The sequence below is a fragment of the Flavobacterium sp. 1 genome (assembly GCF_002797935.1).
Classification (GTDB): domain Bacteria; phylum Bacteroidota; class Bacteroidia; order Flavobacteriales; family Flavobacteriaceae; genus Flavobacterium.
The window spans coordinates 1,192,804-1,214,582 of sequence record NZ_PGER01000001.1; the positions used below are offsets into that span (position 1 = coordinate 1,192,804).

The window sequence follows — 21,779 nt, forward strand, 5'->3', positions numbered from 1 at the left end:
ACAGATTGAAAATCATTTTTAACGACAACAATGAGGTGATTTTATCTTCTGTTTCTTCTAATTAGAATAAAAGCTCCATTTAATATAATTAATAAAGGAAACAGCCCTATAAAGATTATTTTGCTTGTAAAAACCTGATTTGCAGTTATAGTTAACTTTTTATCAATGTTTTCAGGACGTGTAGTATCAATAGGAAATTGATAATTGCTAAACCAGCTGAAAATATCGGTTACGAACTGAAATGTTCCTGAACCGCCTCGGCTTAATTCGGCATTTCCCATAAAATCAGCATCACCAGCCACAATTATTTTTTGCGATTTTCCATTTATATTTCTAGTTAGCGCTGCCACTAAAGGAATCGTTGTTACTGAAGGCTGTTTTTTTATTTCCGGTGAAACTGATGTTATACCTGTCTGTGATTCCCAGGCTGGCTGATTGTTCGTTTTTAAAAGCGACGTTACTTTAAATCCTGCATCTTTAACGGTTTTGATACCGCTGCTTCCTAAAAACGGAATAGGATTATTATTCGGATTAAGACTGAATTTAATTACAGTCGGGTCAATATTTCTTTGAAATTCAGTTACTAAATAATCAGGAGAATTGGTTTCACTTTCCTGTACCAATGCTTGTTTTGTAAAGGCAATTCCTAATTTATCCGTAATTGCGGCCAATGTCGAATTCGTTTCTGGCTCTGCTAAAATCATTAGGTTTTTTCCCTGATCAATGTATTTTGAGATACGGTCTATAGCTCCTTGGCTTAATTGCGTTTTTGGGTCTGCAATAATTAAGATACTGGTCTGCTCCGGAATATTCTGTGCATTAATATCTACAGAAGAAACATCAAATCCCTGATTGATTAGAGAATATCTAAAGGTAATTTCGTTAAATCCTGTCTTGTAGTTTTTATCTCCAATTTTGTCAACACTGCGTTCCATGTTTCCGGTTGCAAAAATAATTTTAGGAGCAGGAACCACTAAACGTTTTAAAGCTGCAGAGATTTCTTTTTCCATCGGCACTTTAAACATGTCATCATACATTCTTAAAAATGTTTTCTTTCCATTGTATTCTACTGTTCGTACTACGCGGTTTTGCTCTGGGCCTAAGTCAATGATTTTTTTAATTTCTGCAGGCGAATATAACTTGTCGAGTTTCATACCTTGTGTCTCGATCATTTTTTCGGCAAGCTGTTTGTCGTTCAATCCCGGATTTTGGGCGTATAATGCTGTATTTGTAGAAGTGTCATAAAAGTACACATATTCCATTTGAGTTTGGGGCAAAAAACGGGTGTATTGTTCGAAGCTGGCAATATCCTGATTTTGAGAAGCTGGCATTGCCATAAAATAATATAAATCTAATAGGTTTACATAGGTAGTTATCTTTATTGGACCTTCAATTTTTTCAACGATTTCCAAACTGTTTTTGGTTAGCGTTCTGCTTTTGGTTCTGGACATGTCTTTATAAAGTGTCAGAGGAGCTCTTGAGGTAACATATCCAAGTGATAATACAATAGTGATTAGTAAAGTATATTTTAAAACTCTTTTGGAACTGGTTTGTGCATCTCTTCCTGTTTGTAATTTATAGATACTTAATACTATGAAAAGACTGCTTACCAATACAAAGTAAAATACATCTTTACTGATAATAAGACCTTCCAGCATTTCGTTGGCACGGCCGGCGATAGAAAGGAAATAGGTTATGTCTTTTACAAACGCAACATCCTGCCATAATTTTCCAATAAAATTCAACCCTGCCAAAACCACCAAAGTACTAATGGCAGCAACGACTTGATACGAAGTAAGACAAGACATAAAAAGTCCAATGGCGGCATAGGTGCAAACCAGTAAATACAACCCAATAAGACCTGATATAGCGAATTTTAAATCTAAATTATCGATAGAGAAATAAGCAATAACAACCTGTAATCCTAATATGGCCACAAACAGGAAACAGTAAGCAGCAATGGCAAGATACTTCCCTAATACGATATCTTTAATTTTTATGGGTGATGAAAGCAGCAGTTTTATAGAGCCGCTGTTGATTTCGCGGCTCACTAAACCCATGGTTAATAAGGGGACATACAGATATAAATAATTCTGCATTTCGGTATACAAACCACTGAAACCTGAAAAAACAACTTGAGACAAATTATCCATGCCATTCCCTAATTTCTGCGATTTTTCAAAACGCTCAATTAAGTCGAAGAATTTCCAGCTTGACTGGATTGAAAATATGACTAAAACGACCCAGGCAACTGGCGAATAGAACATCGTGTTGAGTTCTGTTTTAGCTATTCTATATATTGTTTTCATTTGTATATTTTTTAAGAAATAGTAGAGTTTTTAGAAGGTGCTTTTTTAGATAACTGAGCGAAAATTTCATCAAGAGATATTTTTTCGAATTGAATTTCGCGTAATTTCCAATCGTTAGAAACGCTAAGGGCTACAATTTTTTCAGCAACTTCCTGTGTGCCATTAAAAGTAATTTGTACTTTTTTAGGGGAAAGATATACTGCATGAGAGACTTCGGGAATCTCTGTTAATGCAGCAATTGCTGGTGGATTTTCAAAACTTGCAGTCAATTTATCTGCTTCGATATAATTGTTGAAAGCATCCAGTGTATCCGAAAAAACCATGTGTCCGTTCTCAATCATTCTGATTTCCTGACAAGTAGCCTGAACTTCAGACAAAATATGTGAAGAGAAAATAACCGCCTTATCTTTCGAGATTTTTTTGATTAATTTTCTAACTTCTAGAATCTGGTTAGGATCCAATCCGTTGGTAGGTTCATCTAAAACTACCAGTTTTGGTTCGTGAATAATAGCCTGTGCGATACCCACACGCTGACGATACCCGCCAGAAAGATTTCGGATCAAACGGTTGCTGAAATGAGAAATTCCACATTGTTCTTTGGCTTTCTCTAAAGCATTTTTTAAATCTTCTTTTTTAACGTGACGCAATTCTGCGCAGTGAATTAAATATTCATTTACCGTTAAATCTAAGTGTAACGGTGGTGTCTGTGGTAAAAAACCAATTAGTTTTTTTGCTTCAACAGGGTTTTCTTTCAGATTAATTCCGTCAATAAATATATTACCATGAGTCTGGTTTAAAACGCCGCAAAGAATGTTCATTGTGGTCGATTTTCCTGCTCCATTAGACCCTAAGAGACCTAAGATCCTGTTTTCTTTGATTTCAAAACTGATATTTTGTATTGCCCAATCCTTACTATATTGATGCGACAAGTCTTCAACTCTTACAATTGTTGTTGTTTCCATAGTGTTTTATAAAATTGCAAGAATGTATTTTTACTAAAAATACATTCTTGCGTAATTTATTATTTAATATCCTTGATTTTGAGTTAAAAAAGGATTTGAACGTCTAGCCGATTCTGGTATTGGAAACAGACTGTCTGTAGAAGCCCATATTTTTCCTGTGATTGCTCCCAGAACCTGATCAGCTTTACCGGTTCTTTTCAGGTCTAACCATCTGTGGCCATTTTCGGCAAATAGCTCTCTTTGTCTTTCTAAAGCAATTAAGTCCAACAATTGATTGGGATCTGTTAAAGTAGTGTTTCCTAATAAAGCTCTGTTTCGTATTACATTAATATCTTGCTGAGCTCCGGTAATATCATTTAGTTTTACCCTTGCTTCAGCTCTTATCAAGTAAAGTTCGGCTAAACGAAGAATCGTTGAACGTTCTATAGGTGTTGTAGTATAAGCATTTTTATATTTTCTTGGAATTGTATATGTTGCCCCATCAGCAGCAACGGTAGTACCTGTCCAGTTTGTTTTTCTGGCATCACCAGTTTCAAACAGTGTATTTCCATTTCTTAGCATATATGTACCTGCTGTTGTATATAATGTACCGCCTTCATAAGTATAAACAGTATTGAAATATGGTATTTGTAAAATAGCTTCTTTATTATCTGCAATGAATGGACTGTTAGTACTTGAGAGAGCAGTAATCATTTTATAGGTTTCAGTTTCGTTAATTACTGCCGTTGCATAAGATGATACTTCTGTCCATTTTCCTAAATAAAGATTAACTCTTGCTAATAGAGCCTGAGCTGCCCACTTTGTTGCTCTGATACGTAGAGTTGTATAGTTGTCATAATTTGTAGGTAGGTCAACTGATGCTTCTTCTAAGTCTTTAATAATTTGATTGTAAATTTCAGTTTGCTTATTACGCGGTGCCAAAGCGGTTATGTCTACATTAGTGCTTAAAATTAAAGGAATATCGCCCCAAATATTAGTCATATAAAAATAGTTATAGGCTCTTAAAAACTTTGCTTCAGCTATCCATTGTTTACTTTTAGTTTCAGATAACGTCTGACTTGCACTTATTCCTTCAATAACGTTATTCGCATTATAAATGGTTTTATAGAATTCTGTCCACATGGTACCGATAGTTCCATCAGTATCTAAAAGCTCATTAGTAGTATAAACATTACTAAGCTGCGTTTTTAGAATGAATTCGTCTGAAGTTTCTCCAAGAACGTAATTTAATGATCCATAATAGGTAGTCGTTACCATACTTTGATAAATTCCGTTAACGGCAGCTTCTGCAGTAGGATCAGAGGCATATACAGTTTTGGCTGATAATTGATCTATAGGAATTTCAACTTCTAATAAATCATTGCAGCTCGTTAATCCTATCAATAGAAAAAACGAAAATATATAAGTGTATTTTATAGAATTATTTTTCATGTTTTTTAGATTTAAAAGGTTAACTGAGTTCCTATAGTTACGGTACGTAACGGTGGTAAAACTAAACCTGGAGATTCAGGATCAAATCCTTTATATTTAGTAAAGGTTACTAAGTTTTGCCCTTGCAGGGATACACGTATGTTTTTAATGATTTTTTGTGTATTTTGATCTAAAGGAATGATATAAGAAGCACTTACATTTTTAAGTTTGAGGTATGATGCATCTACTATAGTAGCATTTGAACCCATGTAATTAAAATAACTAGGCAGGTAATTAGAACTTAAGGCATTTCCCTGAGCTAAATAATCATTGTATTCATCAACCTGAAAATTAGCCAAACCATACGGATATCCTGGTTGTATTCCTGTTGAAGACATTAAAGTTCTTCCGTTTTGTTTTACAAATTGGAATAGAAAATCAAGAGAAAATGTTTTGTAACTAATGGAGTTTGATATACCTCCGTAATATTTTGGATATGTAGCTCCCAAATATTGTCTGTCTCCCACTTTCGTATCAGCAAGTCCTGTACTAATTTTTCCATCGCCATTAGCATCTTCAAATTGAGGAACTCCATTTTGTACACCAGTATATTTAAATAAATACATACTGTTTAATGGTCTTCCAACAACATATTGGCTATAATAAGAAGTATATTCTATACCTGGAAATGCAAGTAACTTATTGGCGTTGGTTGAAATATTGAATGAAGTATTCCAGTTTAGTTTTTTAGTATGAACGTTGGTTGTAGAAAGCGTAAATTCCCATCCTTTATTTTCGACTTCTGCGCCTAAATTTGCTTGATAAGAGATAAATCCTGATTGTGGACTTATTGAATAAGGAACTAATTGGTTTCCAGTTACGTTTCTGTAAAAAGCAGCTGTAAATGAAATTCGATCATCTAAGAAATTTAAGTCCATTGCTGCCTCAAATTTTTTGGACACTTGCCATTGATAATTAGGATTAGCGATTCTCGTAGCTGCCATAGAAGCATTTCCATTTCCATAAGTAGAAGCTAGAAAAGTATTTGCATAGCCATAATCTTGGGCGCCATCACTGCCTACTTCTCCATAACTGCTACGAAGTTTACCAAAGCTTAACCATGAAGCTTCTTTTAAGAAATCTTCTTCAGTAAAAATCCATGCAGCAGCGACAGAACCAAAATTTCCATATTTTTTATTTTCTCCAAATCGAGAAGAACCATCTCTTCTAAAATTAGCATTAAAAATGTATTTATTGAAAATATTATAATTCAATCGGCTAAACATTGACAAATATTTATACTCAGTAGAACTATTATAAGATTTTACAGTTGCCGCACTACCGGTAATCCCAATCAGGTTATCTGCGCTATATACAGATGTATTTACATACGAAGGCATTTCTGCCTTTCTGGTTTGCCAAGAACCTCCCACCAATGCAGTTAGATTTCCTTTCCATAAAGGAGTAGAATAATTTAATTGCGGATCTATAGTGAAATTATTGGTATTGTTGTTCGAAACTGTATAAGAGCGTAAGTTATTAAGACTAATTTTGTACAAATTATAATATGCATAATTACTTGCTGTTGCTGGTAGTGTCTGTTTTGTAGTCATTTCAGCAATGCCATATCCAAAATCTGTTTTAAAAGACAATCCCTTTACTATTTCATATTTAATATTAAAACTGGTAATTAAATTATTTCCTTTGTCTTCTACTCTTTTTCCTAAAGATGCCAATGGGTTGATATCGCTAAAATAAGTAGAAGCCCAGTAAAAAGTTCCGTCTTCATTATAAATAGGGCGATTAGGAGCAGTTGTTATTGCATAATTTGTGATGTCAAAAAAAGGAAGTTTGTTTTTATCAGTAGCAAACATAACTGTAGCTCCTATTTTTAATTTTTTATTTAAAGTAGTATGATTAATATTAAAGTTGGTAGAGAATTTGTTATACCCAAAATCTCCTGGTAAAACGGTAGTTTCTTTATGATATGCACCACTTAATAGAAAATTAGTCGTTTCATTTCCTCCTTTTAGACTTGCAGAGAAATCATTAAAATTAGCCGTTCCGCCTATTAATTCATCTTGCCAGTTTGTTTGCGTATTTTTATCCCAATCTGTCAAAGCAATACCAGTACTAGAATTACTTGGATTCGCTTTACCATTTGTCAAAGCAGTTTGAAGCATATTAAGATAAGCAGGTGTATCTAATGTTTTTACTCTATTGGCTACTTCTGAAATTCCAGAATTAGTGTTGATGGTAAATTCTGTTTTACCTGCGACTCCTTTTTTGGTAGTAATAAGCACTACTCCGTTTGCACCTCTTGAACCGTAAATTGCCGTTGCATCAGCATCTTTTAGGATTTCGATACTTTCAATATCATTTGGATTAATGATATTTAAAGGGCTGGTATTTTTTTGGGCACCTTTAATAACATAATTTTTTACCTCTTGCGCTTGCCCCTTAATATCGTCTCCAATATACGGAATGCCATCAACTATATAAAGAGGCAGGTTATAGTCATCAACAGAATTTCTTCCACGGATACTAATATTGATATCACTACCAGCATAACCAGATGTCTGCGATACAAATACCCCCGGAGTTCTCCCTTGTAATGTTTGTAAAATGTTAGTAACAGGTTGTTTTTCAATGTCTTCTGAAGTTATTTTCACAACAGATCCTGTAGAAGCTCTCTTAGTGGTAGTGCCATAACCTATAATTATGACTTCATCTAATTTGGATAAATCGGATGTCATTTTAATTGTTAGCTTTGTTTGGTCTTCAATTGCAATTTCACGCGTTTTGTATCCTACATATGATACTTTTAATGTGACCTTTCCATCTGGAATTTCAAATGAAAATTGCCCGTCGTAGCCACTTATTTCTAGAAAATTAGTCCCAGGAATTGAAAGAGTAACTCCCGATAGAGGCATTCCGGCTTGATCAGTTATTATTCCTGATATTATTCGATTTACTTCCGATGGGTTACTTGTTATTTCTGTCTTATTAAGAACACTTTTATTTTCTTTTTGTAAATGACTATACTTTTATCTACTTGTTTATAGACTAAATTACTGCCCTTAAGAACAGAATTTAAAATATCACTTACTGAACGCATTCCTCCTGATGTATTAATTTTAGGGAAATTATCAATCAGTTGCGGCTGGTAAGCAAATAGTAATCCGGTTTTATTTTCTATACTTTTAAATAAGGTTTTAATGTCCTGATTATGAAGTTCAATATCAACAGATATCGATTCTAAACTTTGACCGCTCATTTTATTAGCGAAAATCAAATGGGTTCCGCAGGTCAATAAGAAAATGTGGAATAAACTGATTCGCATGATCATAAGTGTTTTTTTTGATAAACGAAATAAAGAAGCTTTCTTTTCCTTATCAAACATGGTTTTTTTACAGCGTAATTTCATAAATTTGCTTGTTTTTAATGGTTACTGGAATTAATTATTAAGAATCTTAGCCATCTGGTGTAGGAGCTGGATGGCTTTTTTATTGGTTTTAATACAATAGGCTAGTTGTTTTAGGTTACTATTTTTTTGAATTTGGTTTTATTCACAGCCATTTCCGCTAAGGGTAACAGCGCCATTTGCTGTATAATGATATTCTGTTTCAATTACACTGCAGATTACCTTTAGAATATGATCAAGATCTTCATCATTAAGGAAGCTCGCAGTTATTCTGCAGTTTTTAATTTTATCATTCGATAATGTAATCGGGACTTTATATTTTTGAGAGATAAGTGCAATAGCTTCTTCCATATTTATGTTATCAAGAATAAGGTATTTGCTTTTCCATGCAACAGCAATTTCTGCATTTACATTTTTTTGTTCATAGCCTAAAGTTGCTGTATTTACTTTAATTTGCTGATTTGGCGTAATTATACCATATACTTTTTCTAAATCTCCTACCTGCACTTTACCTCGGGTTACAGTAACTTCAATTTTGTTAGAGTTGTTGTAAGCATTTATATTAAATGCTGTTCCCAAAACTTTAGTCTGCACTTTACCGGTATGAACAATAAAAGGTTTTTTTTCATTTCTATGAATGTTAAAATAGGCTTCACCCGAAAGTGTGACTTCTCTGGTTTTATCGTCAAAACTGTTTTGATTGTATTCGATGCTGCTGTTTTCGTTTAAAAGAATGGTACTGCCATCTGGTAAATGAATAAGTTGTTTTCCGTGATAAGCCAAAATTGGATTTACTTCTTCAATCGATGTTTCTTTTGTAATTAAAGGTATAGCAGTTTTGTTATTAATGAAAACGTTTTTGAACGCAAAGAAAAGTGTAATAGTTGCCGCTATAGCAAGTGCAGCCCGCACTATTTTTCTTGAATTTCTTCTTTTATTAATTGAAACCACTTTAGCTTCAGAATGTGAAAGGATAAATTGAAGGATGTCATCTCCTTTTTGCTTATCTAATAATTCAATATTCTGATTATCGTTCAATAACAGCTGAATTTTTTCTTTTATGTAATCGTCATGAATTCCCTGTTGGATATATTCCATCAGTTTTTTTTCATCTACTTTCGACAGATTATTTTGCAAGTAGTTTTCAAATAATTCTTCAAATACTTTTTGCTGCATTTGTATTATAGTTATCAGTTAATAATTTAGGCTTTATGGCAAACTTGGGGTTTAGCTTAATTTTTATAAGAGCCGTAAAAAATAGGGGGTAAACCTGAATTAAGTAGCGCTCTTTATTATAAAGACGATTAAAAAACAGGGAGGGAGTAGTCTAAAGTAAAAAAAAAGTAAAAAAAATAATAAAAATGCCTTATTTATGAGTCTTGCTGCTAAAGTTTAAATTTGGAAAAACAAAAGCAGTGTCATAAATAGATTCATGTAAGGCGAAATTTTAAGACGAACAAATTTTAAGGCCTGAGCCATGTGTTTTTTTACAGTTTCAGTAGAAATGCCCAAGTCTTCGCCAATTTTTTGATGACTTAAGCCCCCCATTTTGGCCATTTTATATATTTTTTGTTGTTGAGGAGGTAATTGCTCTATTATTTTACTGAGAATAATATTGTACTGATCATCTTTTATTGCTGTGTCAGTATCCTCTGAAGAAATATTTTTATAATCAATATTTGTTGCTAAAGTTGTTTCTCTCGCTATTTTTTTTATCATATCAAAAATATGATTGCGAGAAATAATAAAAAGATAGTTTTCTAAATTTGAGATATTTTCTAAATTTTTGTGATTTTGCCAAATCTTTAAAAAAACATCCTGAACAACTTCTTCTGATAAGACTTTTGATTTGGTAATTTTTAGTGCTGTCGAATAAACAAGATTTTTATATCGGTTGTACAAATTTGTAAATGCCAGTTCGCTCCCCTGAGACAACTCAAGGAGTAGTTTGCTTTCGTCAAAACTGGAATTTAAAGACATGAATTTGTGGTATTTTCAGATTAGCAATATTATTTAATTTTTTTTAAAGCTGTATATTTTATCTCATATTATGCTTTAAAAATGCTATTTTAATAATTAATAGGCTTTATAATATAAAATCATTAAAATATAAGTCCGTGTTTTGCAGAAATCTTCCTTGTAGACTAAAAGCTTAATTGAGTAATTACAGGTTAACCCTCAATTTTACTAAGAATAATAGTATGATTAAACAAACAATAAAAGTTTTTTTGAATAATGTGTAAAAAAATTATAGATTTGAATTTCCTAATCATACCCTTTTAATACTTACTTTCCGCTAGCATTTTTTTAATTACAACTTTTAATATTTACACATGAAAAATAAATTGATCCTAATTTTTTTTGCCTTTAGCAGTGTTGCTTTTTCGCAAACAATAAAAAAACCTTTGGTTTCAGCAATTACAGTCAAAGACCTTAAGAGTGATCTGTATCAAATGGCTGGAGATCATTTTAACGGCCGGGAAGCAGGAACTTTAGACGAATTAAAAGTGTCAATGTGGTTAGCCGATAAAGCGAAAGAAGCAGGTATGTCACCAGCAGGAGATGACGGAACATTTTTTCAGTTTTTTGATTTATACCGACACCAGGTTACTTCCAATACTAAATTTAAAATAGGACAAAAAGAATATAAATTATGGAGCGAAGTTTTAATTGCCGAAACTACAAACAGTAGAGTAGAAGCACCATTATTATTTATAGACACTACAATAGATGCGGTTGAAAAAGCAGAAGTTAAAGGAAAAGCTGTAGTAATATTAGCCTCTAAAGAGGGGATTTCAGATGAGATTTCTCTCTTTGACAGACGTTATCCAGGACTTTTTAAACAAAAATATTATGAACTTTTAGCATCAAAAGGAGCAGCTGCACTTATTATTGTTGCAGATGAATTAGGTGAAAAAAGCTGGTCTCAAGTCGAACCTCAAATGACAAGAGGCATTTATGGAATTGAAGGTAATAGAGATAAAATACCTGTGCCAGCAAGAATGCCGGCTTTTTGGTTACACAATGATCAATTGGAGTTTTTAAAAAACACAAAAGAACATTTATTAGCTGAAGTTATTTCAGAAACGTACAAATATCCATCTGTTAATGTAGTTGGAAAAATCGAAGGTATCGATGTAAAATTAAAAAATGAATATGTTTTATTTAGTGGTCATCAGGATCATGATGGAGTAAGACAAAAATACGGTCAGGATTCAATTTACAATGGGGCAGATGATAATGCGAGTATGTGTGCAGCGATGCTGGGTATAGCAAGAGCATATAAAAAACAGCCTGGAAAAAGAACTGCTTTGTTTGTGTTTCATGGTTCAGAAGAACGTGGTTTATTAGGTTCAAGCTGGTACGCATCACATCCTACCGTTCCCGAAAAAGATATTATTGCAGTTTTAAATGGTGATATGATAGGAAGAAATGATGTCAATCAAGCTGCACTTTTAGGTTCAAGTGCACCTCACGAAAACTCATCAGATTTGGTAGCTATTGCAAAAAGAGCAAATGATGAAGGACCAAAATTTGAATTAGATAAATTGTGGGACAAACCGGAACATCCAGAATATTTTTTCTTCCGTTCAGATCATATTCCTTACGTTCGAAAAGGAATACCGGCTGTGTTTTTTACGAGTGTTCTGCATAGTCAATACCATACGCCAATGGATGAATCTGAAAATATTGATTACGTAAAATTACATAAAATGACAGAATGGATTTACCGTACCGGCTGGATGCTGTCAAATGAAACGGAACGTCCAAAAATTTTGCCTAAGGTTAAACTGGAACGATAATTTTTGATAAAAACTATTTATTTTACAATCTTCCTTGTCTGAAAAAAGCATTTTCAGACAAGGAAGATTTTTTCTTTTTATAGTATTGACAACAGTTCCAGTTTCAAATTTGGTTTCATTATCAATAGATCACAATAAAAATTAAAAAGCCAGTATTTGTTTTTATCTATTTTGCGGTTCAAATTCTTTAATTTATAGATTAGACTTTTGAAAGCTACTGAGGCTATCATATTAGTTTCCAAGAAAAAAAACAGATTAATAGCCTGTTTAAAATGTAAAATAAAAAACATTATGGGTAAAAGAAACCGATTGAAATTAGTCTTTTTGTAGCGATTAAACAATAAAAAGATGTATCCAACCGATTTAACAGAAACCCAGTGGCAATCTGCGTACGGTGGTAGATACCACCTTTCAGTTTCATGTTTTTTGTTCTTTCAGACTATTCAGTAAAATATTCTTACTTACTTTTTTATTTCCTTTTTGAGGAATTAGTGCATCTTCAGGAATACTCCAAGTTTTACCAGTTAGGAAAGCTCCTTTTAATTTCCCTGAGGCACAATAATTGCGAACCGTCCTTTCTGATAGTTCTAGATTTTTTGCAAATTCTACTACTGATAAACATAATCCAACTAAAACTTAGTTAAAAGATTTGAATTGGGGATTTTAATATTACCAAGGTAGAGCGTCTTAACTGTTTGTTACAAAAAAGATATCCACTCCAAACCTGTAATGTTTCTAAAAAGATGCCTAAACTTTTTTGCAGCTAATTAGCGATCAACCCTAATCTTGAATAATGTGATAATTTCTGAGTAGTTTCTTGATTAGTTTTATGTGTTTGTAAAACAGGTATTTATACGTTGTGTGAGGTTGTTTTGTTGGTGTAATTTTATTCTTGTTAATTGAATTGCTCGATTTTTCAATGTTGTAATTTTTAAACAAACATTTTTTAGGTTATTCCCAAATCAATATTGTGGGCAAAATATCGATACATCCATGAATTACATTTTTATTTAATAATTTAATCAATAAGCAATGGACTTAAAAGAAAAACTCAATCAAATTGGACAAAAACCGGACATGATTCTTATTATTACCGATGAGCAACGTGCAACACAGCATTTCCCTCCGGGATGGGAAGAAAAAAACCTTCCAACACTTACATTTCTAAAGCAGAATGGATTTAGTTTTGACAGAGCTTTTTGTAATACCTGTATGTGTTCTCCTAGTCGCGCAACGTTATTTACAGGAACATATCCTGCTAAACATGGAGTCAGCCAAACTTTAACCGAAGGAGGTCTTTTATCTCCACAAGAGCCAACACTCAGTAATACGCTGCCTAATATTATGAATGTACTTTGGGCAGATGGTTATGATGTGCAATACAGAGGTAAATGGCACATGAGTAAAGGAGTGGCCCCTAATGGCACTAAAACAAATTACGAAGATTTAACTGCTGCATATATTTCGTTATATGGTGCAATGGGCTGGGTTGCTCCAGATGCCGGCGAAGATGTTAATCCGCTTAATTTTGGTGGAGGATATGCAAATCATGATGCAAAATATACAGCCGAAGCCATAGAATACTTAAAGGGAGTAAAAGCTCAAAGAGCTGCAGGAAATCACAAACCTTACTGTCTTATTCTTTCACTTGTTAATCCGCATGATGTTTTAGCGTATCCAAAAACGGCCGGTACGTCGGGATACCATACAGATACTTGGTCAGGCAGGGAAATTGGGCTTCCGGCAACAGTAAATGAAAATTTGCTTGAAAATAAAAAGCCTATGGCTCAGGAACAAATTTTACTCAATATGGCATTAAGTCTGGGTGAAATAGCTACTCCGGAGGATAAACTGAACTATATTAATTTTTATGGTTATTTATTAAGTCATGTTGATAAGGAAATTGGATACCTAATTAAAGAACTATATAAGGAAGATGAGAATGGAAATAAATTGGCAGATTCTGCAATTGTTACTTTAACCTCAGATCATGGAGAAATGGGGTTAGCTCACGGCGGTTTGCGTCAGAAAACTTTTGTAGCCTATGAAGAAGCGTTAAGAGTGCCACTTGTAATTTCAAATCCAATACTATTTAAAGATCACAGTATAAGGCAATCAATGGCACTAGCGACATTGGCAGATATTATGCCCACTTTTATCGACATAGCAAATGTATCAAATCCACCTACAGGACTTGCAGGTACAAGTTTGCTTCCAATAATGGAGAATAATACTCCTGTTCAGCATAGTATCTTATTTACTTATGACGATATTAAGGCTGGTTCTAATAGTAACTGGACAATTGTAAAAGCTGCTAATCGTATTCGTTGTATCAGGACAGAAAAATGGAAATTCGATTATTATTTTGATGCATCAACAGCTTATTTCAAGCAATATGAATTATATAATTTAATTAATGATCCATTAGAAATTACAAATCTTGCTTACGATCCGGCATACAGTGAAATTAGAAGAGATTTAGAAGAGCAATTGCATCAGCTTGAGATAGAAAAACTCTGGGTCAATATGCCAAAAGATGTTTATAGTACCACAACATTCAACTAAAAAAGCATCTTTAAAAATCTAAAAAGTACCAATTCAAATAATAATAAACACACACATCATGTCACAAAATATAAATTCAGAAGTGAATACAGTAAGTTATACAGATTTTAATAATCCTGCCGGACAAACAACAATACAGGGAATAAGAGGAGTTTCAGAGTCTGAAAATGTATATATTGCAGGTAGTTTATTAAGTGAGAACAATCTTGTTCAGGGATTAATTTACGAAGGAACACTTAAAACAAATGGGAATGAAGGAAAATGGCATGTTGTTAATTTTCCGAGTACACCAACAGCAGCAGTTGTTAACACTTCTTGTTACGGACCTAATAACGGACCTCATGGCACGGTACAAATTGTTGGGTCTTATAAAATAGCTGCTTCTGCCGGTAAAGCCCCAAGTGGAAATCTCGGATTTTATTATGAAGGTTCTATTGATGGTTCCGGAACATGGGTTCAGGTATCACCAAATGGAGGAAATACCAATAATGTATTTGTTCACAGTGTAATGGGCGGTCTGGCTGTTGGAAATTATGATGTTGAAAATGATAAAAACGGATATGCATTTTTATATAATATTTCCAGTAAAGAATGTACCGAATTTAAAGTGCCGGATTCATTAACCACTACCTTATATGGTATTTGGCATAATGGTGGAGACAGTTATACAATGGCCGGAGGATATACCAGTCCTAAATTAGGAAAAATAAGCCAGGCCTTTCTGGTAGATTACAATTCTAAAACGAAACAAACCGGTAATTTAAAATCATTTAGCTACAAGAACGAAACAGCTTTATCTATAATTACTCATTTTGAAGGTATTACAGTTGCTAAAGATAATGGCTATAATATGCCATCGGATTGGATTACTTTAAACGGCGAAAAAAATGGAGCATCATTTGTTTCTGTAAACAGAAATGCTGACGGATCATTTGGAGAAGCAAATTGGACTGATATTGATTTTCCTGATTCAAGTGTTACAAGTGCTAATACAGTATATAGAAATAGTATATTAGGAATTTATGTAGTCGAAAATAGTTCTGATACCAAAATAGTATCTTCTTTCGTTGCAAAAGTAAGCATTGAAAAAAAGATGGTAATGTAAATTGAAACATTATATAAAAAAATGCGCAAGTGTCTCCGGACTTTGCGCATTTTTTTATGTTTTTGTATATCTAACTCTGTATATAGTTAGTCTTGTGACCTATAATCTCCGCTTTGTGCCATTTTTTCTAATTGATTTTTTATCTCTAGTAATTTAGACTCATGACAATGCTTATATATTGTTTTAAATACATATTCAAAATCTACTATAAAGAAAAAAACTATGAACACAGAAAACTATGATGTAATTGTTATTGGCGGTGGACCAATAGGTTTGGCTACGGCATACCATCTTGGAAAACGAAAAGCAAAAACACTGGTATTGGAGCAATTTACGTTTGTGAATCAGTTAGGAAGTTCTGCAGGAGTTTCGCGCCAGTTTAGAATTCCATATCCAGATGAATATATGGTGCAAATGGCCTTAGACGCACAACCGTACTGGGATGAACTGGAAAAAGAAACCGATACAAAATTATTGGATAAAGTAGGTACGCTTTGGTTTGGAGATCCCGAAGTACATTCTACAGAAGGAAATATAGCTGAAGCCGAAGAAGCGCTAAAAGCGTTAAACGTTCCGTATACCACTTTAACAGCAAAAGAAATTGAAGCAAAATACCATTTTAAAAATTTACCGGAAACCTATACTGGATTGTTTCAGGCCGATGGTGCCAGCATTAATTTTAAAGCAACAAATGAAACGCTTTTAGACTTGTGCAAAAAAGAAGAAACGGTTCATTTAGAAGAAAATTCACCGGTGCTTAAAATCAATCATATTGGGAAACTCTTTGAAATTATTACGCCAAACGGAACTTACATTACTAAAAAACTAGCTATCGTTCCTGGTCCGTACATTAATAGCGTAATCAACTTACTGGATTTTAAAATTGATGCTGTTTATTGGAATATGTCTTCGGCTTATTTTAAAAAAACCGATCCGGCTATACAATATCCAACCTGGTTTGTATTTCAAAATCCGATAGGCGAAAACGGCAATCAGTTTTATGGTTTTCCTGAAGTCGATTGGGACCATCCGGAATATATTCGTGTAGCACCGGATTTTGTAATAAAACCTTTAGAAGAGCCCGGCGACAGAACATTAATTCCTAACCGACAAGAACTGGGCTACACTTCTGACTGGGTAAAAGAACATATGACAGGATTAAGCGCAGAGCCTGAATATACTTCAACATGTCTTATTGCCCTGAGCACAATACCTAATAAAGAATTACTGATTGATTTTGCACCAAGTTATGTACCAAATCATGAAAATATTGTGCTATACGCTACAGGATGGGCAGCAAAATTTACTCCTTTTTTAGGAAAAATCATGTCTGACCTTGTATTGGACGGACATACCCATTTTGATATTACACCATTTCAATTAGGACACAAATTCTTTAAAGCATTTTAAAAAACGATACTATTATGAATAAAGATACTTATCTAAACACAGGAATGCAGCCTGATTTAAAAACAGAAGTAGCTATTATTGGTGCCGGAACTTCAGGATTGTACACTGCTTATCGTCTGGTAACAGATAAAAAGTTTTCAGCCAGCGAAGTGCAAATTTTTGATATGAACAGTAAACTGGGCGGAAGACTCGAATCTGTTATTATGCCCGGAATGAATTTCTGGGGTGAACTGGGAGGAATGCGTTATTTGACTTCTCAGGAAATCGTGACAACATTAATTGAAGGTTATATACCTCCGGAAAATCCGAGCATACGTATTCCTGTTTTGAAAGACAAAATGACACCTGTTCCGTTTCCTATGGGAGAATCTTCAAAACTATTAATGTATCTTAGAAAAGAGCGTTTTAAACAAGATGCTTGGACGGTTGCTCAGGGACAAAATCAAAAATTACCAACCCGATATTACCTGAATAATAATGATTTTGGTTTCAGTTCAGATCAATTGTTCAATAAAATCATTTATGATGTTTTAATGGCAGATTCGTGGGTTGCTGCGGCTTATGGGAAAAAAATTAAGCAAGGTCCTTCAATCTATGATTATGCATTTGAATTAACCAGTAGGGATTGGGATGATATAAAACCTAAATTGATATACAATTTCCCCAATTCTCCTTACAACAAGCGTAAAGTAAACGATTTGGGATTCTGGAATTTAATCAAAGATCAGGTTTCACAGGAAGGATATGAATTTTTAGCAAATGCCGGAGGATATTATTCGAATACCATCAATTGGAATTCAGCGGAAGCTTTTCCTTATATGGTGGGAGATTTTTCTGCAGGAACTATTTACAAAACCATTGAAGAAGGTTATGACAGTATCGCTTATGCAATAGCCAATTCATATATGGACCATGACGATGCCTGCATCTGGTCTGAAAACAAACTGCTTACTTTCACAAAAGAACATTCTTCAAAAGATACGCACAAATATGAACTGACTTTTCTAAATCTGAAAACCAATACCGAATGGAAAGTGTATGCAAATACCTTAGTTCTTGCTATGCCGAGAAAATCCCTGGAGCTTTTAGATCAGAACAATTTCTTTTTCAATATTAATGAAAATTCGGTTTTAAATACCAATATCCGATCCGTAATTATGGAACCGGCTTTTAAGATATTAATGGGCTTTCCATATCCTTGGTGGAAAGAATTAGGAATTGATTCAGGGCATTCCATCACTGATTTACCAATGAGACAGTGTTATTATTTTGGTACAGATGCCGAAACTGATAATTCGATGTTGCTGGGAAGTTATGGAGATATGGAAACAGAAACCTTTTGGAAAGCACTTTCTGATGATAAAGTACTTTTTGAAGTAAAAGCTGCTAAATCAGCATCATTGAAAGAACTTCATCAACTGAATGATGTTCAGACGACTAAAATGATGGTGAACGAGTTAATGAACCAGCTTCGGGAACTGCACGGACCAGATGTAACGATACCAGAACCTTATGTAACTTATTTTAAAGATTGGACGAATGAACCTTTTGGCGCAGGATATCATGCCTGGAAAGCAGGATTTTCTGTTGAAAATGTAATGCCATACATGAGAAAACCAGTAGCTGATGAGCAAATCCATATTTGCGGAGAAGCCTATTCTGATCAGCAAGGCTGGGTTGAAGGGGCTTTCTGTGAAGCAGAAAAAATGTTACAGGAATATTTTGGTCTCGATCGCCCAATCTGGCTGTCTCCAGATTATTATTTGGGATGGTAAGGCTAACTTTTATAAAAGGGGAATGTATGTTATTTTAACAGGCAAACTGTTGGAGAATGCAAGCCCCAGTCTTTGAATACACAGATTATTAATTTAAAAAAGATATAGATTATGCTACAACGTAAAAACCCTGCAGACGAGATAAATTTATCTCAGGCAGCCGAGAATTTAGATGTAAATAAAAAAGAAATATTATTTGCTACTGCTCAGGACAGCAAAGACATATTACACAATTTGATGTCGGATTATCAAAAAGTTCAAATTGAAACTCCAATGAGAGCATTTCATGAAAATGATCTTCAGAAAATTGTAAACAATGTAGATTATGGTGTTCTAAAAGTATTAGAAGGAACCTGGGTTAGCTATAATAGTAACCAAAATAAAAGTAAAATGATTGGAAGTGGCATACATACGACCATTATGCCTTCGCCGGGTACAAATGCAGGAAGTATTCCGGGAAAATATAGTTTTGAATGTGAAGAGTATATCGAAAAACTAACATTTGATTTAGTGCCGGGAGGAGTTCGTAATCGAGGCGGAGCAAACGAACAATTTTGCGGAGCTGTTAAATACGAGCAAAGTATTAAAAGTGTAAATCGGGTAACAGACCAGGAATCTTTGGTATACACTCCAATTCACGAGGAAAACGGTATGTATTTATGGCTTAGTGATATATTTAATTATGCTGCTAATGACAAAACAATTAAAGAAGATCGCGGTGTGATTCCTGTATCGCCATTAAACAAGAATAAGGATTTATATAAAAGCGGCTATCAGGATGAAACGCTGTTTTTGATTGTAAATGATGAGGGGAACAAAGAATACGTAACTCTTGAAAATTTAAATGGAAGACAATATTCTGAAATTATTGCAGCAAAAGAACTTAAAGCCGGAGCGGGTCAAACAGGACCTTATTTTATACCAGATTACTCTATTTCACGAAGCGGTGTAATTCCGCATGGAAGTACTATAACTTTATTAGGAGACCTGACCCGAGGTAAGAATGGTTATTTAATTGAAAAAGAGCCAAAATTCCCGGAAGGCAATGCTGCCTGGAAATACGATCATCTTTCAATTTCAAGAACTATGGGCGGAGCCGGTGCAAGTGAAGCCGATCCTATAAATCTTGACGAACCTGCGCCTGACTGGGTATTCCAAAAACTGGATTATCTTACTGATCCTGATGAAAATAAAATCTATACACAGCGAATATTGGCTCATCCTTTATATCCTTATTCCGTAAGACCTGATTTACGCCTTCGTGATTCCAACAAAGGAAAAGACATAAAAAATCATGTACTCATTCAGATGTCATCCAAAAATAAAACAGGAGCGCAAGGAGGAATATTAAATGTTCCGTTTGTAAATCGTTTTGTTCCTACTGTTGAAATGAATATGAGAATGTGGGTTGAAACAGTTGTAGAAGAAGGAAAAGAAATTCTTCAGCTGCAATACGAACAAATTATATTCTTCGAATTTGATTTTGGAGATGATGGAGGTACTACAAGCTGGCCGCATATTCAAGTAAATACACTTCGAAAAATTGAAGATGTTTCTGATGATCAGAGACACTTAATTGAAGAGCAGTTTTTTAGCGCTAATAAAAATGGATCTGCTTCAGGATGTCCTTATCATAAAGAGTAAAAATTTTGAAAAAATGATACTGAAGAAGCATAAAGTAAAAAACAAAAATGTTCATATCTAAAAAAAATGACAGGAAAAGGTATTTAAACAGATATGCTTAATAAAGCCCAATTTTTAAGAATTGGGCTTTATAATTAGTGTCTCGGCGAGAACTCAAATGCATTAGTAATTTGTTTAATTAATCTTGTTAAAATTTACGATTAACATTAGAAAACTGGTGTTTATACTTGGATTGTGTGTTGATTAAAAAAAATTAGCTTAGATCCTTGTAATATTGGCTAATAACCTTTAAGAGAATTGTTTTAGAGCGCTTTAAGTTCAATTAATTAAATCATTTTTTGAATTAAAAGTTTAAAAATTCATTCATGATCAGTTCCTGATAATGGAGCTGGCAGCAAGTGTAGCATATAATTAGTACCAAATATACTAATTTGTTTTAATAATTCCGAATTTAAAATTTAATAGGGTTAATAGCTGATTATTATACTAATCGAAATTTTTAAATAATTTTTAAATAATTTTTCGATAGCAGTTTTGAATGTTTTGAAATCTTCATAGTATTTGTTTTTCATTACTTTCCGATGCAGAAAATGACTTCCCTTACTTTAATAGGGTTTTAAACTTTAGTGGTACAATTATGGTACAATTTAAAGCAAACTATCGCAAAACAAAACAAAGTATCCTTATTGAGATAACATAACTCATGGGAGTTGTTTATACAAAAATAGTTATAAACTTTGAATATTGATTATAGCACTGACATAAAAAAATAAGTAATGTATGATTAGAGTATTTAGACATGAAGGTTAAAAAGCAAAAGGTCAAAAATCTAAGTATTAGATTTTTGACCTTTTTTCAATATCATTTTGGATTTATAAATAAGTTTTTATCCGACCGGACTTAATCCATTTCATTAATTCATGTCTGTAAAAATAAATGCGTTTACCTTGCTTATTAAAAGGGATTTCTCTTTTACATACTTTGCTATAGATTGTGGATACCGATAGATTTAAAAGTTTTGATGTTTCTTTAATATTTAGAAGTTCATCTTTATCCTCTCCTGTAACAGAAATTTTTAAAATGAGTTTTTCCAAATGCTCTAATTTTTTATGAAGTTTGTTCATCATTATTGGTATTTGGTCAAAAGTAAATGGCTTCATGGTGATTGGTTATTTAAATCTCATGTAAAAGTATTTATTACCAACTTTGGAGACAAAAGATTTCCTTAAAAGTGGGAGTTTGGCTTTTAATTTCTAATGATTACTGGTTACAGGACTATAAGAAATCTAATCCATAAGGAGAAATGTTGGCTCGAACTGTTCAGTCTATTAGCCCTATCCGAACAAATGTCGAACTATTTTATTGAAGATTT

Annotated in this window: 14 protein-coding genes and 1 pseudogene; 6 read left to right on the top strand and 9 right to left on the bottom strand. The window is 33.5% G+C overall.

The window, feature by feature from the left end; genetic code table 11:
• Positions 1–41: 41 nt before the first annotated feature.
• The 7 genes from CLU83_RS04825 to CLU83_RS04855 all read right to left on the bottom strand — a co-directional run bounded on the left by CLU83_RS04825 (position 42) and on the right by CLU83_RS04855 (position 10,085).
• Positions 42–2,309, bottom strand: a complete 2,268-nt coding sequence (locus tag CLU83_RS04825) for a Gldg family protein (RefSeq protein ID WP_100430563.1) — start codon at positions 2,307–2,309, stop codon at positions 42–44.
• A gap of 11 nt (positions 2,310–2,320) precedes the next feature.
• Entirely contained in the window at positions 2,321–3,271 is a 951-nt protein-coding gene (locus tag CLU83_RS04830; RefSeq protein ID WP_100430564.1) for an ABC transporter ATP-binding protein, read from the bottom strand.
• A gap of 63 nt (positions 3,272–3,334) precedes the next feature.
• Positions 3,335–4,702: a RagB/SusD family nutrient uptake outer membrane protein gene (locus tag CLU83_RS04835; protein ID WP_100430565.1), complete on the bottom strand. Its 1,368-nt coding sequence runs from the start codon at positions 4,700–4,702 to the stop codon at positions 3,335–3,337.
• Between the two features lie 11 nt (positions 4,703–4,713).
• Complete coding sequence (locus CLU83_RS04840; protein WP_369828795.1) at positions 4,714–7,677, bottom strand: SusC/RagA family TonB-linked outer membrane protein; 2,964 nt, start codon at positions 7,675–7,677, stop codon at positions 4,714–4,716.
• Positions 7,674–8,084: an STN domain-containing protein gene (locus tag CLU83_RS04845; protein ID WP_157801996.1), complete on the bottom strand. Its 411-nt coding sequence runs from the start codon at positions 8,082–8,084 to the stop codon at positions 7,674–7,676. The genes CLU83_RS04840 and CLU83_RS04845 overlap by 4 nt, the downstream gene beginning before the upstream one ends.
• A gap of 162 nt (positions 8,085–8,246) precedes the next feature.
• Entirely contained in the window at positions 8,247–9,281 is a 1,035-nt protein-coding gene (locus tag CLU83_RS04850; RefSeq protein ID WP_100430568.1) for a FecR family protein, read from the bottom strand.
• A gap of 216 nt (positions 9,282–9,497) precedes the next feature.
• On the bottom strand, positions 9,498–10,085 hold the full coding sequence (locus CLU83_RS04855) for an RNA polymerase sigma factor (RefSeq protein ID WP_100430569.1): 588 nt from the start codon (positions 10,083–10,085) through the stop codon (positions 9,498–9,500).
• 353 nt (positions 10,086–10,438) lie between these two features.
• Between CLU83_RS04855 and CLU83_RS04860 the strand changes: the two genes are divergently transcribed.
• On the top strand, positions 10,439–11,908 hold the full coding sequence (locus CLU83_RS04860; protein ID WP_100430570.1) for a M28 family peptidase: 1,470 nt from the start codon (positions 10,439–10,441) through the stop codon (positions 11,906–11,908).
• Positions 11,909–12,325: 417 nt separating this feature from the next.
• Here the strand turns inward: CLU83_RS04860 and CLU83_RS22785 are convergent.
• Positions 12,326–12,466 (bottom strand): annotated as a pseudogene (locus CLU83_RS22785) (cell filamentation protein Fic); the annotation flags it as partial.
• A gap of 474 nt (positions 12,467–12,940) precedes the next feature.
• Between CLU83_RS22785 and CLU83_RS04875 the strand changes: the two are divergent.
• From CLU83_RS04875 to CLU83_RS04895, 5 genes are all read left to right on the top strand, one after another.
• The gene (locus tag CLU83_RS04875; RefSeq protein ID WP_100430572.1) at positions 12,941–14,473 is read left to right on the top strand and encodes a sulfatase-like hydrolase/transferase; all 1,533 of its coding nucleotides are present in this window, start codon (positions 12,941–12,943) and stop codon (positions 14,471–14,473) included.
• Positions 14,474–14,531: 58 nt separating this feature from the next.
• Complete coding sequence (locus tag CLU83_RS04880) at positions 14,532–15,578, top strand: hypothetical protein (protein WP_100430573.1); 1,047 nt, start codon at positions 14,532–14,534, stop codon at positions 15,576–15,578.
• A gap of 222 nt (positions 15,579–15,800) precedes the next feature.
• On the top strand, positions 15,801–16,988 hold the full coding sequence (locus tag CLU83_RS04885) for an FAD-dependent oxidoreductase (protein WP_100430574.1): 1,188 nt from the start codon (positions 15,801–15,803) through the stop codon (positions 16,986–16,988).
• Positions 16,989–17,002: 14 nt separating this feature from the next.
• Positions 17,003–18,763 carry an FAD-dependent oxidoreductase gene (locus CLU83_RS04890; RefSeq protein ID WP_100430575.1) on the top strand — a complete coding sequence of 587 codons (1,761 nt, stop codon included), beginning with the start codon at positions 17,003–17,005 and terminating at the stop codon, positions 18,761–18,763.
• Positions 18,764–18,874: 111 nt separating this feature from the next.
• A complete protein-coding gene (locus CLU83_RS04895) occupies positions 18,875–20,407 on the top strand; it encodes a peroxidase, FMP-type (RefSeq protein WP_100430576.1) in 1,533 nt (510 codons plus the stop codon).
• 872 nt (positions 20,408–21,279) lie between these two features.
• Here the strand turns inward: CLU83_RS04895 and CLU83_RS04900 are convergent.
• The gene (locus CLU83_RS04900; RefSeq protein WP_100430577.1) at positions 21,280–21,567 is read right to left on the bottom strand and encodes a helix-turn-helix domain-containing protein; all 288 of its coding nucleotides are present in this window, start codon (positions 21,565–21,567) and stop codon (positions 21,280–21,282) included.
• Between the last annotated feature and the right edge of the window lie 212 nt (positions 21,568–21,779).